Raw genomic sequence first — 14,885 nt, 5'->3', positions numbered from 1 at the left:
TCGGAGTACCGCAAACTCCCCCAGCCTGCCCGGCCAATAAACATGAACGCATTCACAATGAAACGCGCAGTACTACACACTCTTCCCCATCCGGTCATCGTCGCGTAAAACTCGATGACGCATCCGCCAATGTCTGTCGAGGCTAGCCCTGTCCGCCCCGTCCCCCCTGATCCATCACGTGCCGGAGCCGCCCGTGCCTGCGGACGCTTTCATCGCGTTCGTGCGCGAAGAACGGGCACCGTTGTGCGCGTTCCTGCGCACGCGGGGCGTCGGGCCGGAGGATGCAGAGGACATCGCCCAGGACTGCATGGAACGGCTGATCCGTTATCGTGCGCACGGCCCCGACGAACTGCGCCTGCTGCTGTATCGTATCGCCCGCAACCGCCTGGCGGATCGCGGCCGCTCGCCGCAATCGCGACCGCATCTGTCACTGGCCGAGCACGATGGCAGTGACGAGCCCACCAGCTCGTCACCGGATCCATTGCGCCAGGCCGAGTCCGGGCAGATGCTCTCCCTGCTGCGGCAGGCCCTTTTCAAACTGCCCGAGCGCGCGCGCGAGGTGTACCTGCTCAACCGGATCACCGGCATGAGCTATACACAGATCGCGCGGCACTGTGGAATTACAGCCAAGACCGTGGAAAAACACATCGCCCGTGCCCTGCAGGGCCTGCGCCAGGAGTTGGGACCGGACCCACTGCACAACGACAGGGATGCGGAATGAACAGCCACCGGCACAGGGAAGACGCCTCGCTGTTCGAGCGTGCCAGCACCTGGGTGGCGCGGCTGGAAGCCCCGGACTGCACGTCGGCCGAGCGCGAGTCGTTCGAAGACTGGTTGGCTGAAGATCCTGCCCATGTCAAAGCCTGGGTGCAGGCCGAGAACCTGTTCCAGCAGGGCAAGGGACTGGCCGCTGATCCCTGGCTGCGCACCGCAGCGGCACGCGCGGCGCGACCGCCCCGACGCCGCTGGCTGCCTGCGCTCGCCACCGCCGCCGGCGTCTGCCTCGCCATCGGCGTGGGCTGGATGGTGGCCGTGGATGGCAATCCCGCCCCCCAGCGCTATGCCAATGACGGCCATCTGCCGCAACAGCTGACGCTGGCCGATGGCAGCGTGGTCACGCTCGATGCCGGCACCGCGCTGCGTGCCCGCTTCGGCTGGCGCCATCGCGAGCTGGACCTCGAACGCGGCCGCCTGCAGCTGCAGGTCGCGCCGTCGCGCAAGGCGCTGCAGCTGCGTGCCGGCAGCAGCACGATCCGCGATATCGGCACAACCTTCCAGGTCGAACGCCTGCAGGATGGTCTGGTCGAAGTCGCGCTGCTGGAAGGTGCGGTGGAGGTCAGCAGCGGTGTGGCCCAGCACACGCTGGCACCCGGCCAGCAACTGCAGGTACTGCCGTCCGGGCGCATCCAGCCCGGCCCGGCGCTGTCGTCTACGGCGTCGGCCGAGGGCTGGCTGCATGGGCAACTGGTATTCGATGCCACGCCGCTGTCGATCGTGGTCGAACGCATGAACCGCTATGGCCGTACACCGCTGGTGATCGCTGATCCGGAGATCACCGATCTGGCGGTCAGTGGCACGTTCCGCGCAGGCGATGCACAGGAGTTGCTGTCCGCGCTGGAACTGGGCTGGTCCGTCGCTGGCCAGACGCGCCCGGATGGCGCGCTGGAACTGCGCCGCACGTACTGAGGAGGTCTGCGGTGATGGCAGGACCGGGCGCGCTGCAGTGGAGGCTGCTCCGGCCGCTGCTGTGCGTGGCGCTGCTGCTGGCGGCAGTGCCTGCGGCCATGGCCGGTGAGTCCGCTGCCGCCCACGATTACCGCATCGGCGCCGGCCCCTTGCCATCGGCATTGCAGCAATGGGCACGGCAGAGCGGTATCGCCCTGATGTTTGATGGCCGTGAGCTGTCAGGGCTTCGCACCGACGGCGCGCATGGCCAGACCGATCCGGCCAGCGCCCTGAAACAGCTGGTTGCCGGCATGCCGGTGACCATCCTGCGCACGCCGTCTGGTGGTTTCGTGGTTCGCCGTGTCCGCACCGCGCCCATCGCTGCAGCACCCGCCCCGGTGGCGGCGCCGGCACCTCTGCACAGCCTCCCCGAATCGCCGCGCCAGGTGGAACTGGCGCCGATCCACGTCACAGGCAGCCGCCTGCCACGCACCTCGGTACAGACCACGCTGCCGGTCACCACGATCGACCGCTCCGACATCCTGCGCAGTGGCTACGGCAGTCTGTTCGACCTGCTGCGGCATCTGCCCGGCATGAATGGCCTGCCCGCAATGAGCAGCGCACGCAGCGGTGATTCGCAGTACCTGCCGGTCGGTGCTGCAGCCACCACCAGCTTCGACGGCATGGGACCGCGTGCCACCCTGTTCCTGGTCAACGGCCGGCGCCTGCCCCGCTATCCGATGGTATCGCTGGAACAAGGCGGGCTCACCGACCTCGGCGGCATTCCGCTGAGCTTCGTCGACCGCATCGAACTGGTGCGCGGCGGTGCCTCGGCCATCTATGGGGCCGATGCCATGTCCGGCGTGGTCAACATCATCCTGCGCGACCAGGCCGATGGGCCCGAAGCCATGCTGCAGACCGGCCTGAGCAGCCGCGGTGATGCCGGCCAGTACCGCCTGCAGGCCGCCACCGGCGGCGCGCGCGGCAACGGGGACCGCTGGTTCGCCGGCCTCGATCTGCACCGTGTCGAGCACGTCGCCGGAGACCAGCGTGACTGGCATGCGGAAACCTCGCTGTATCCGATCGGCGCGATCTTCGGCAACTGGTACGTGCCCGCGCGGCGCTGCGAGCCGCCCCTGAAGCGGCGCGAGGATGGCTGCTGGTTTGACAGCGCGCGGCCGCGCTCGTTGCAGCCCGCCTCGGATACTGCATCGGCCTACCTGCGCTACCGGCATGAACGTGGTGAGGGGCGCTATGCCTATGTCGAGGCACGGGCCAGTCACAACCGCCAGCGCTTCGACCTGGGCCCGACTGCCGTTGCGGTGGTCTCGCGGGGAATCACCTTCAACAGTGTGCTGCGCGAGGCCGGCAACGTGCGCCCCAGCGTCCGCGCCACCGATGCGGACATCACCTTCGGCATCGGCCGTGACCAGGGCCGACGCAGCTGGGAGGCGGGCATCAGCGCGCAGCGCAGCGAAGTCACCTTGTCCACTGCGGGTACCGTGCGCACGACGCGCCTGCTTGAAGCAACACAGGCACGCAGGTTCACTCCGGGTTTCGACGCGCCGCCGGCAGCAGATGTGGACGCGCTGTTTCCATCCATCCGCAACCGCGGCAGCACCGCACAATGGCAGGGCTGGTGGGGCGTGCAGCGTGAGCTGATGGCGATGCCCGGGGGCAATGCGCAGCTGGCCACCGGCATCGACCTGCGCCATGAACGCTGGGTCTCGCGTCCGGACGCGCTGCTGAGCCAGGGCGACCTTGCGTTGGGCCTGCCGCAGCAGCAACGCCAACTGTCACGACAAAGCAGTGGCGTCTACACCGAGCTGGGCCTGCCGCTGGCACCCACGCTGCGCGCGGACCTGGCTGCACGCTGGGACCGCGATGGCGGCTTCATGGCATTCTCGCCACGTGCCGGGCTGCGCTGGAGCCCGACACCCCACTGGTCGTTCCTGCTGGCCAGCGGGCGCGGCTACCGTGCGCCGAGCCTGTTCGAGCAACGGCGGCCTCCCGGCTACTTCGGCTCGATCACGCTTCCGGTGTCCAGTGCGCTTCCGGAATGTGCAATCGCTACACGCGGTGGCGGCTGCAGCGTCACGGCCAACGTGGTTGAGAACGATGCACTGAAGGCCGAACGATCGCGCAGCCATTCGCTGGCGGCCACGTGGACGCCCAACGACACGTTCTCGCTGTCGCTGACCCACAACATCGTGGAACTGCGCAACGAGATCCTCGCCTTGCAGCCGAGCGACGCGGTGTGGAATCGCAGCACCTGGGAACTGGATGAAGACGGCCACCTGAGCAGCCTGCACCTGTCATTCGACAACATCGGCCGCACCACGTCCCGCAACTGGGTGCTGCGTGGCGAGTACCGCATCGACAGCGGCAGCAACGGCCAGTGGTTGTTGTCGCTCGATGCACTGAAACAGCAGGAGCTGCGTCGCCGCCGTGACCACGAGGCCGCCGTGGACCTGCGCGGCCACGTGACACCCGAGCTGGCTGCGGTGTTGAACGTGCAATGGCAGAACAGCAACTGGGACATCGCCCTGCGCGGTAATCAGGTCGGTCGCACCCGTGCCTGGTTGCCCGGGGCCGAGTGCCCGCAGGATCAGGTCGAACAGAACCACTGCATGAATCCACGCCAGCTGCGCTGGAACCTGCACCTGGCACGCCGCCTCGGCCCACGCATCGTCGCGGCGCTGGACGTGCACAATGTGCTCGATGCACAACCGGTGAACTTCCTGGTCGGCAACGGCGGGCAGATGCCAGGGCTGGACGATCCGCTCGGTCGCTATTACCTGCTTACCCTGCAGTTCCGCTGAAGCGTAGTAATCTACGCGCCCTGTTCCACCGCGGTCCCCTTCCCCCATGAAAGCCTATCTCTGGTTCTGGGGCGCGTTCCTGCTGTTCTTCGCGTTGCCCTTCCCCTGCATCCTCTATCTCGGTACCTCGTGGCCGGTGGCGCTGGTCGACCGCAGTGCACCGTGGCAGGCACTGTTGCTGCTCGCGTTGTCGCTGGCGCTGTGGCTGACTCTGCTGCTCGCCTTCCTGCACTACCTGTTGCTGGGGCCGCCGCGCGCACTGCACCGGGTGCAGTCGATCCTGGTCGACGGTGAACCGCGCAGTGCGCTGATCGAGCAGGCCGAACAGACCGGCGTGCAGGTGCGCGGCTTCGCGCAATGGAAACTGCAGTTGTCCTTCAAGAACCTGTCCGGCACGCCGATCCGCGAACAGATGCTGGTGGTCGACAGCAAACCCCAGCTGCATCGCTTCGAGGTGGGCAGGCACATCGATGCGCGCCTGGGCCGGACGCCCGGGGCATTCCCCAATATCGTGCTGGACGGTGCCCAGCCTGAACTGGATGTCGCCGGCCTGTGGCGGCGGGGCATCGGTGCAGCACTCGGCATCGCCACCGTTGCAGCTGCCTATGTGGGGGCCTACCGGCTGCAGAGCGAGGGGCTGGGCTGGACCTTCCTGTCGTTCGGTCACCCGCTGCTGGTGTGCCCGCTGGTGCTGTGTGGCTATGCGCTGGGCCTGCGCCTGCTCGGCCGCCTGCTGCACGCCGATGCCCGCGGCGATGCGCTGAAGTATCGCGGCATCGGCGTGGAGGCCAGGGTGGTGAAGGTGCGTCAGACCGGCACCTACCTCAACGAACAACCGCAGGTGGAGTTCCAGCTGGAATACATCGACCGCGAAGGCAACGTGCAGCAGGCCCGCGTGCGCCGTTTCATCCCGCTGATTGAACTGGCCAACATCCCGCGCGAGCACGTGACGCTGCTGTACGACCCGGATGACCGCAGCAACGTGCGCCTGGAGGGAGGATGAAACAGCCGCCCTCCACGCGGCTGCTGTTCTCGCTGGTACTGCTGGTGCTGGCCGGCGTGGCCGTTGCTGGCGGCGCCATGCAGACCATCGGCGAAACGCTGGGCCACTCGGTGCAACGCGACCGGTTGCCAGCACCCATCGGTACGCAGCCGTCGCGCGAGAAACCCGCATCGCTTGCACCGATTCCCGATCCGCGGCCGGCTCCCATTCCCGAACGCAACAACCATCTGTTCGATGCGGACTATCTGCAGGCCGCGCGCCAGGCACTGGAGCAGCTGCCGGGACTGGCCGGACAGCGGTTGACGGTCTTCCACAGCATTCACTTCTACGATGATGGTCGCATCAACCTGGATCTGGTCGATCCACAGCAGCCAACCCACGTCGACAGCTACCACTTCGAGCGTGGCCAATGGCGCAAGGGCAATCCAGTGAACCCACAACAGTTCGCTCCCACCATCAGCCTGCAACGCAGCAGCACGCCTCTGGCCAGCATCGATTTCGATGCCGTGCCACGCGTGGCCAGAGCGCTGCAGGAACAGCGCAATGCGCTGCAGAACCCCGCATCCGAAGTCGGCCATGTCTACGTGATCGTGCGCAAAGCCGGCAAACTGGTATGGCTGCCGGACGAAGTGGCCGGTGATCGCGAATCGGTGCGCCTGCAGTTCGACGCACAGGGCAACGCCCGCGGCGTAAGTCGCCAGTAGGCAACGCGGCCCATCCAGCTCTGGCAGCCGTTACTCCAGCAGGTAGAGCAAGGCCATTTGTTCTGTGACGAGAAGACTTGAACCAGCGGGCAGCCAATGCGGATACCCTCGATGGATCACAACTCCCAGTACTTGGAACCTTGGGCTTCATGCAGCCGGGATAGGAAGCCTGCAAGCGAGTCCGATGCTTCAGGCCAATCTTTTCGCTCGTCCAAAGGCAGGCAGACCAGCACCGTGCCAAAGGCGTTCAGCACCAGTAGATCTGAGTCGCCGTAGAAGCGACCAAATACGACATCGCCGCTCCGGAAATCCAACGGACGCGAACCAGCCAGAATGGCCGTCTGAACGTGTGCATCCTCGACGCTGAGCATCTCCATGCCCCATTGACCGAATTGCTCGTCCTTGAACAATTCCGCCGAAGCGTACCTGTCCCAGAATGCGAGCAACTGCGCTGAACAGCCCTGAAATCGTCGGTCTGCTGGTACCGCAGCACTGCGTTGTACAAAGGAAGATCGAAGCAGGAAAGGACACTCCCCATGCTGATGCATGGCGACCCGGGGCCCTGACCACTCCGCCCGGATGGCATCGATAGCTGCAGCCAGCGCGTTGATTTCCCTATCCATCAGAAAATCATAACGAGGCCAGGTTACCGATGGCCAGGCACAACCGAGCGCGCGATGGCGTACTGCGCGCCGTAGTAGGTGGACAACACCAGCAGGCTGGCCAGCGGCAGGCCACCGGCGAAGCGGTCCCAGGCCAGCAGTGAATCGCTGGCGACGAACAGCAATGCACCTGCCGCGGCCCAGCGGGCGCTTCGGGCTTCCACGGCATCAGGCTGTGGCCGGCGCCACTGACGTGCCAGGGCCAGCACCGCCATCGAGGCCAGTACCACCACGTACGCCAGCACCGGAATGCGCATTGGTGCGGGCAGGTGCGGCCACAGGCCAAATACATTGAGTACAGCGAACGCGCCGAGCAGGACGCTGGCGGCAAGCAGCCCACGCCCGGCACGCAGGCCATCGCGGAAGGCGACGATGTAGCAGAGGTGCGCCAACAGGAACGCGACCAGCCCCGGCACGAACGCGTCGATCGGCAGCATCAGCGCGATATCACCCACGCTCGACAGCAGCATGCCGGCCAGCACCGCGCGCCGGTAGAACGGCTGCGCAGGATCACGCACGTGCCAGGAGATGGCGGCGATCAGCAGCGTGGTGGCGGGCTTGGCCAGCCAGTGCAGCCAGCGCCCGTCGCCGTGCAGGTACGCGCCGACGATGGCGAGCATCGCCGTCACCAGGATCACGGCATCGCGGATGCGCGGCGTCATCGTGCCTTCCACAGGTCGGCAAGACGGTCGGGCTTGCCGGCGATGCGTTCCAGCACCGGGTACTGCAGACCACCGTGGTAGTCGATGTTCATCGTTTCGATGCGGTCGAACTGCTTCACCAGCAGCACGATGGGCGCTTTGTCTTTGGCCGCAGCGGCTACCGCATCCTTCAGCCGCTGGCTGCTGTATTCGCGGCCACCCACGGCGATCACCTTCATGCCCGGCGCCAGCCCTGCGTTGAATGCCGGGCTGTCCCAGATCACATCACCGACCACGCCGCTGTCGAGCACGGTCGCACCCAGCGAGTAGGCCAGCAATGCCGCCTTGGCGCGCTTTTCCTGCGCCTTGTAGGCATCGTTCGGGGTATCGCGGTAGACCAGCTTCCAGCCGGCCAGCTCCAGGCCGCCGGTCAGCGATCCGTGCCCGTCGAGACGGCCGCGCAGGAACGCCGCCCAGTCATACGGCGCAATACCGTTCAAGGTCGCCACCACATCGTCGAAGGTGTACGGGTTGACGTCCCAGTCGCCATTGCCGACGCCGAAGAACGCCCGCGCGAAGTCATCCAGGCTGCGGCGGTTGCCGCTCAATTCGCGCAGCTTGCCTTCCACCTCCAGCCACAGCATCTGGCCGCCGGAGTAGTAGTCCTCGCTCATCTGGTAGTTGCGGTACGGCAAGGTGCGGCGCTGGGCGATGGTGGGGTCGTTGGTGGTGTCCTGCAGTGGGCGCCAGGCCAGGCCCGGCCGGCCACGGTCATAGGTCGCGGCCACATTGGCCAGCATGTCACGCGCCTGCGCGGCCGACCACAGCCCCGAACGCGCCGCCAGCACCTGGCCCCAGAACTGGGTCTGGCCCTCGTACACCCACAGCAGGCTGTCGCCCATCGGCACGTTGAAATTGGCGGTGGCCAGATCGGCGCCGCGACGGTACTTGCCGTTCCAGGAATGGGTGTATTCGTGCGGCAGCAGATCGCGCATCCACGCGTTGCTGTCCCACTCGGTGAAGTAACCCGGGTCGGCACTGTTCTCACTGGAACGGTGGTGCTCCAGGCCGATGCCGCCGAGGCGGTCGGTCAACGCCAGCAGGAATTCATAGTGGTTGTAGTGACGCGCACCGTAGAGCTTGTCGGCCTGCTGCACCAGCGCGCGGTGCATCGTGATCTGCGCCTCGCTCGGCTTCAGCGATTTGGCTTCGTCGGCGAACACGTTGAGGTGCACCGGCACCTTCGCGCCCGGATCGAGATCGATGCGCTGGTAATGCTCGCCGGCGAACAACGGCGAATCGACCAGATGGTCATACGAGATCGGCTTGAACACCACAGTGTCACCGTCGCGGCGCGCGGTCTCCAGCGCAGTGGCGAACGACCAGCCCTTGGGCAGGGTCACGCTGGCCTGCGCCTGCAGGTTGCGCGCATCGACGCCGGCCGGATACAGCGAATTGGCGTTCCACTGCAGGTTGAGCATTTCCGGGGTCATCACGACCCGACCCTGGCTGCCGCCCTGCGAGGACAGGAAATCGAAGTGGGCGACGATCTCGCTCACGCCCTCGGGCACGTCCACCTTGAACGCATAGACGTTGTACTGGTCGCGCTGCCAGGCCAGCGGCTTGCCGTTGGCGGTCACGCGCAGGCCGGCCAGTTTGTCGATCGGGCCGGTGGGCGAATGGTTGCCGGGAATCCATTGCGGGTAAAGCAGGGTCATCGGGCCGGGCTTGGCCGGCACCGTGGCGGTGACCTTGAAGATGCGGCGCGCGAGGTCGCGTGCATCCACGTCGATACGCAGCAGGCCGGGAGCCGCCGCGTTGGCCTGTGGCGAGGTCTGCGCAAATGCAGGCGTGGCCGCCAGCGCAAACAGCAATGACATCGCCAGGGCTCGGGTCTTCATCGGGCAGGTTCCAACAACGGAGAGTCCTCCGATGCTAGGCCTGTAGAGTGCCCTGCCCCATGGCCAAAGGTCATGGGGCGAGCGCTCATCCGCGCACGCCAAAGGCGTGCGAACCAAGGTTCGCACCCACCTTGTGCAGGTTCGCACCCACCAGAGTCAGGTCCGGTCAGTCGACCAGGCGCAGGCGCAGTTCCTTCGGCAGCGCGAACACCATCGATTCCGGTTCCCCGTCCAGCTCGCCAACGCCAGTCGCACCCAGCTCGGCCAGGCGCGCCAGCACGCCATCGACCAGCACCTGCGGTGCGGAAGCGCCGGCGGTGACGCCGATGTGCTGCTTGCCTTCCACCCAGCGCGGGTCGATCTCGTGCGCGCCGTCGATCAGGTACGACTCAACGCCCTCACGACGGGCCAGCTCGCTCAAGCGATTGGAGTTGGAACTGTTCGGCGAGCCGACCACCAGCACCAGGTCGCAGCGTTTTGCCAAGTCGCGTACGGCGTCCTGGCGGTTCTGCGTGGCGTAGCAGATGTCGTCGTTCTTCGGGCCCTGCATCGCGGGGAAGCGCTCGCGCAATGCATCGATGATGCCGCGCGTGTCGTCCACCGACAGCGTGGTCTGGGTGGTGTAGGCGAAGTTTTCCGGTTGATTGATGTGCAGCGTTGCAACCTGCTCCACATCCTCCACCAGGTAGATCTGGCCGGTGCCCGCTTCGCGGTTCCACTGGCCCATGGTGCCTTCCACTTCCGGGTGACCGGCGTGGCCGATCAGCACCACGTCACGGCCGGCACGGCAGTGGCGGGCAACTTCGAAGTGGACCTTGGTCACCAGCGGGCAGGTGGCGTCGAACACCTTCAGGCCACGGCGCTCGGCTTCCTGGCGCACGGCCTGGGACACGCCGTGAGCGCTGAAAATGACCGTGTTGTTGTCCGGCACTTCATCGAGTTCCTCGACGAAGATCGCACCGCGCTGCTTCAGGTCGTCCACCACGAAGCGGTTGTGCACCACTTCATGGCGGACGTAGATGGGCGCGCCCAGCGTTTCGATCGCGCGCTTGACGATCTCGATCGCACGATCGACACCGGCACAGAAACCACGCGGGTTGGCGAGCAGCACATCCATCAGTTCAATCTCCCGGCAGCGGCCGGCTTACGGTTTCGGATTGGCATTATCCGCCTTTTTGGCGGACTTGCCGTCGAACAGGCCAAACAGGGCGATGCCGATGGCACCCACCACGATGGCCGAATCGGCGATGTTGAACGAGGGCCAGGTATAGCTGCCCACGTACCACTGGATGAAATCGACCACATGACCATGCACCTGGCGGTCGATCACGTTGCCGATCGCGCCGCCGATGATCAGCGCATACGGCACGGCGGCCTTCCAGTTGCCGCGGGCGGTGCCACGCAGCCACCAGGCCATCAGGCCGCTGATGACGATCGCCAGCACGGTGAAGAAGTGCTTCTGCCAGCCACCAGCGTCGCTCAGGAAACTGAACGCCGCACCGGTGTTGTAGGTGCGGTACCAGTTCCAGAAGCCGTCGATGACCACCACCGGCTGGAACTCCGGCAGGCTCGACAGCACCCAGGCCTTGGACCACTGGTCCAGGCCGATGATGGCCGCCGACAGCAGCAGCCAGACCAGGGCGTTCGGATGCGGACGGGGGGCGGCCATCAGAACCAGCTCCGCACTTCACCGGCACCGGTGATGTTGCTCACGCAGCGGCCGCACAGTTCCGGATGGTCGGCGTTGCTGCCGACGTCGGCGCGGTGGTGCCAGCAGCGCACGCACTTGGCCTTGGTGGTCGGCTGGGCGCTGACGAACACCTCGTCGGTGGTCGCCGGGCGCACCTGCACGTCACCGCTGATGAACAGGAAGCGCAGTTCATCGGCCAGCGGCTGCCAGCGCGCGGCCTGCTCTTCGCTGGCGGCGATGGTGATCTCCGCCTCCAGTGCGGCACCGATGGCGCCGTTGGCACGCATCGGCTCGAGCACCTTGGCCACCTGCTCGCGCACGGCCAGCAGCTGGTCGAAGTCGGTGGCGTTGAGCTGGGCATCGGCCGGCAGCGGCGCCAGGCCGTCGTACCAGGTGGTGAACAGCACGTGCCCGGCGCGTTCGCCCGGCAGGTAGCCCCACAGCTCGTCGGCGGTGAAAGTGAGGATGGGCGCGACCCAGCGGGTGAACGCTTCGGCGATGTGGTACATCGCGCTCTGTGCCGAACGGCGACCGTGCGAATCGGTCGGCATCGTGTACAGGCGGTCCTTGGTCACGTCCAGGTACAGCGAGCCCAGGTCCACGCTGCAGAAGTTCAGCAGCAGCTGCACGATCTCGGCCATGTTGTAGCCGTCGTAGGCCGCCTTGATCTTCTCCTGCAGCTCCCACGCGCGGTGCACGATCCAGCGGTCCAGCGCGACCATCTGGTCGAGAGGCTGCAGGTGCTGGGCCGGATCGAAGCCGTCCAGGTTGCCGAGCAGGAAGCGTGCGGTGTTGCGCAGGCGGCGGTAGGCATCGGCGTTGCGCTTGAGGATTTCCTGCGACAGCGACATTTCGTTGCTGTAGTCGGCCGAGGCGATCCACAGGCGCAGGATGTCCGCGCCCAGCTTGTTCATGATGTCCTGCGGCTCGATGCCGTTGCCCAGCGACTTGGACATCTTGCGGCCGTGCTCGTCCACGGTGAAACCGTGGGTGAGGCACTGCTTGTACGGGGCGCGCTTGTCGATCGCCACGCCGGTCAGCAGCGAGGACTGGAACCAGCCGCGATGCTGGTCGGAGCCTTCCAGGTACAGGTCGGCCGGCTTGCCGAAGCCACGCGCAGCGAGCACGCCTTCATGGGTGACGCCCGAATCGAACCAGACGTCGAGGATGTCGGTGACCTTCTCGTAGTCGGCCGCTTCGGCGCCCAGCAGTTCGGCGGCATCCAGCGAGTACCACACGTCGATGCCCTCGGCTTCGACGCGGTCGGCGACCTGCTGCATCAGCTCCATCGAACGCGGGTGGATCTCGCCGGTCTGGCGATGGGTGAACAGGGCGATCGGCACGCCCCAGGTGCGCTGGCGCGAGATGGTCCAGTCCGGGCGACCGTCGACCATGCTCTGGATGCGCGCCTTGCCCCAGCTCGGGAACCAGCCGACGGTGTCGATGGCGGCCAGCGCATCGCGGCGCAGGTGGGCCTTGTCCATCGAGATGAACCACTGCGGGGTGGCGCGGAACACCACCGGCGTCTTGTGGCGCCAGCAATGCGGGTAGCTGTGGCGGATCGGATGGAAGGCCAGCAGCGCACCGTTGTCGCGCAGCACGCCGACGATGGCCTCCTGCGCCTTCCACAGGTGCTGGCCTGCCAGCACCACGTCACCGGCCGGCGGGGTCGATTCCAGGTACACGCCGCGGCCGTCGATCGGCGTGACCTGACCGGCGTTGTACTTGTCCAGCAGGCCGTACTTCTGGCTGACCACGAAGTCTTCCTGGCCGTGGCCGGGGGCGGTGTGCACCGCACCAGTACCGTCTTCGTCGGAGACGTGGTCGCCGTTGAGCACCAGGATCTCGCGCTCGGGGTAGAACGGGTGCGCCAGCAGCTGGTTTTCCAACGCGGCGCCGGTGGTTTCACCGTGCAGCACGACGCTCTCAACGCCATAGCGCTGCAGTGCGCGCTCGGCCAGCGCGGCGGCCAGCACCAGCCAACGGCGCTTGCCGTTGTGCGCCGGGCCTTCGGCCAGCACGTAGTTGATTTCCGCACCCAGCGACACCGCCAGCGAGGCCGGCAGCGTCCACGGCGTGGTGGTCCAGATCGGCACCGCCACTTCCACGTCGGCCGGCACGCTCACGCCGAACGCCAGGCCGATGGCCTGCGCATCGCGCGCGGCGTAGGCCACGTCGATCGCCGGCGATTCCTTTTCCTGGTACTCGATCTCGGCTTCGGCCAGCGCCGAGCCACAGTCGAAGCACCAGTACACCGGCTTGGCGCCACGCACCAGGTGGCCGTTCGCCACAACCTTGGCCAGCGCACGGATCTCGTTGGCCTCGAAATCGAAGCTGAGGGTCTTGTACGGGTTGTCCCAGTCGCCGGTCACGCCCAGGCGCTTGAAGTCCACGCGCTGGATGTTGATCTGCTCTTCGGCGAACTCGCGGCACTTCTGCCGGAATTCAACGGCATCGAGCTTGGTGCCGACCTTGCCCCACTTCTTCTCGACTGCGATCTCGATCGGCAGGCCATGGCAGTCCCAGCCCGGCACGTAGGGCGCATCGAAGCCGGCCAGGTAGCGCGACTTGACGATGATGTCCTTCAGGATCTTGTTGACCGCGTGGCCGAGGTGGATGCGGCCGTTGGCGTACGGCGGGCCGTCATGCAGCACGAACAGCGGGCGGCCGGCGGCGTTGTCGCGCAGCTGCTGGTAGAGCCCCTGCGCTTCCCACTGCGCCAGAATGCCCGGTTCGCGCTTGGGCAGGTCGCCGCGCATCGGGAATTCGGTGGCTGGCAGGTTCAGGGTGGTCTTGTAGTCCTGGCTCACGCAGTGGCTCGCAATCTATGTTCGGAAAGGATGGCGCGCGCCTGTTCGGCGTCGCGGTGCATCTGGTCGGTCAGCGCCGCCAGATCGTTGAATTTCTCTTCGTCGCGCAGCTTGGCGACGAACTCCACGTCGATGTGGCGGCCGTACAGATCGCCCTGGAAGTCGAACAGGTGGGCTTCCAGCAGCGGCTCCACGCCCTCCACCGTCGGCCGCGTGCCGAAGCTGGAGACCGACGGCCACGGCTGGTCGAACACGCCGTGCACCCAGGTCGCATAGATGCCCGACAGCGCCGGGGTCTTCGGGAAACGCAGGTTGGCGGTGGGGAAGCCCAGCGTGCGGCCGAGCTGGCGCCCGCGCACCACCCGGCCGCTGATCGCGTACGGACGACCGAGCAGGTCACCGGCGCGGGCGAAGTCGCCCTCCTGCAGCAGCTGGCGGATGCGGGTGCTGGAGATGCGCTCGCCATGCAGGTCGACTGCTTCGATTTCGCCAGCACTGAAGCCCAGCTCGGTGCCCATCTTCTGCAGCAGGGCCAGGTCGCCGCGACGGCGATTGCCGAAGCAGAACTCCGGGCCGATCCAGACCTCACGCGCACCCAGGCGCTTGACCAGCAGCTGGCGCACGAAGGTCTCGGCCGGCATCGCTGCCATCGCTGCGTCGAAACGCAGCAGGCCGACCGCATCGACGCCGAGCTCGCGCAGGATCTCGACCTTGCTGCGCGCCAGGGTCAGCCGCGGCGGTGGTGTGCCCTGGGCGAAGAACTCACGCGGCAGCGGCTCGAACGCCACCGCCACCGCGGCCACGCCCAAGGCGCGCGCGCGGGCGACCGCGTGGCGGACCAGCGCACGATGCCCCAGGTGGAGGCCGTCGAATGCACCGATACAGACCACGCTTCCGTTGGGGAACAGCTCCCCGCCCTCGACGCTTCTGAACAGCCTGCTCATCAACTCTCGTTCCGGCCCGACCCGGGCCGCCGCTTCAATGGTG

The 14,885-nt window shown here is 66.6% G+C and carries 12 protein-coding genes; 5 read left to right on the top strand and 7 right to left on the bottom strand.

Translation table 11 applies throughout. The annotated features are described in order from the left end of the window. Positions 1-193 precede the first annotated feature (193 nt). From D7Y61_RS02030 to D7Y61_RS02010, 5 genes are read left to right on the top strand one after another with little or no spacing between them, the layout of a single operon-like run. On the top strand, positions 194-721 hold the full coding sequence (locus tag D7Y61_RS02030) for a sigma-70 family RNA polymerase sigma factor (protein WP_180864783.1): 528 nt from the start codon (positions 194-196) through the stop codon (positions 719-721). Further along, on the top strand, positions 718-1,686 hold the full coding sequence (locus tag D7Y61_RS02025; RefSeq protein WP_180864782.1) for a FecR family protein: 969 nt from the start codon (positions 718-720) through the stop codon (positions 1,684-1,686). Before D7Y61_RS02030 ends, D7Y61_RS02025 begins: the two co-directional genes overlap by 4 nt. Positions 1,687-1,700: 14 nt before the next feature. After that, positions 1,701-4,487 (top strand): TonB-dependent receptor plug domain-containing protein, encoded by a 2,787-nt coding sequence (locus tag D7Y61_RS02020; RefSeq protein ID WP_180864781.1) that lies wholly within the window; start codon positions 1,701-1,703, stop codon positions 4,485-4,487. 46 nt (positions 4,488-4,533) lie between these two features. Beyond that, entirely contained in the window at positions 4,534-5,490 is a 957-nt protein-coding gene (locus D7Y61_RS02015; RefSeq protein ID WP_180864780.1) for a hypothetical protein, read from the top strand. Then, positions 5,487-6,194 (top strand): hypothetical protein, encoded by a 708-nt coding sequence (locus D7Y61_RS02010; protein WP_180864779.1) that lies wholly within the window; start codon positions 5,487-5,489, stop codon positions 6,192-6,194. Before D7Y61_RS02015 ends, D7Y61_RS02010 begins: the two co-directional genes overlap by 4 nt. Positions 6,195-6,310: 116 nt before the next feature. On the opposite strand, the gene D7Y61_RS02005 is transcribed toward D7Y61_RS02010, so the two are convergent. The 7 genes from D7Y61_RS02005 to D7Y61_RS01975 form a co-directional block, all read right to left on the bottom strand. Continuing rightward, a complete protein-coding gene (locus tag D7Y61_RS02005) occupies positions 6,311-6,817 on the bottom strand; it encodes a hypothetical protein (RefSeq protein WP_180864778.1) in 507 nt (168 codons plus the stop codon). A 23-nt stretch (positions 6,818-6,840) separates the two neighbouring features. Next, on the bottom strand, positions 6,841-7,518 hold the full coding sequence (locus tag D7Y61_RS02000; RefSeq protein ID WP_180864777.1) for a lysoplasmalogenase: 678 nt from the start codon (positions 7,516-7,518) through the stop codon (positions 6,841-6,843). Next, a complete protein-coding gene (locus tag D7Y61_RS01995) occupies positions 7,515-9,398 on the bottom strand; it encodes a M61 family metallopeptidase (protein WP_180864776.1) in 1,884 nt (627 codons plus the stop codon). Before D7Y61_RS01995 ends, D7Y61_RS02000 begins: the two co-directional genes overlap by 4 nt. Positions 9,399-9,564: 166 nt before the next feature. After that, positions 9,565-10,515 carry a 4-hydroxy-3-methylbut-2-enyl diphosphate reductase gene (ispH, locus tag D7Y61_RS01990; RefSeq protein WP_014036381.1) on the bottom strand — a complete coding sequence of 317 codons (951 nt, stop codon included), beginning with the start codon at positions 10,513-10,515 and terminating at the stop codon, positions 9,565-9,567. 27 nt (positions 10,516-10,542) lie between these two features. Continuing rightward, complete coding sequence (lspA, locus tag D7Y61_RS01985) at positions 10,543-11,067, bottom strand: signal peptidase II (RefSeq protein WP_010483311.1); 525 nt, start codon at positions 11,065-11,067, stop codon at positions 10,543-10,545. Beyond that, a complete protein-coding gene (gene ileS / locus D7Y61_RS01980; protein ID WP_180864775.1) occupies positions 11,067-13,898 on the bottom strand; it encodes an isoleucine--tRNA ligase in 2,832 nt (943 codons plus the stop codon). The genes lspA and ileS overlap by 1 nt, the downstream gene beginning before the upstream one ends. Further along, entirely contained in the window at positions 13,895-14,842 is a 948-nt protein-coding gene (locus tag D7Y61_RS01975; protein WP_180864774.1) for a bifunctional riboflavin kinase/FAD synthetase, read from the bottom strand. Before D7Y61_RS01975 ends, ileS begins: the two co-directional genes overlap by 4 nt. Positions 14,843-14,885: the final 43 nt, after the last annotated feature.

Origin of the sequence: Stenotrophomonas maltophilia, assembly GCF_013464485.1 — a bacterium.
GTDB lineage: Bacteria > Pseudomonadota > Gammaproteobacteria > Xanthomonadales > Xanthomonadaceae > Stenotrophomonas > Stenotrophomonas maltophilia_AW.
Note: the sequence above shows the minus strand (reverse complement) of the source record. Positions and strands in the feature narration are given on the sequence as shown.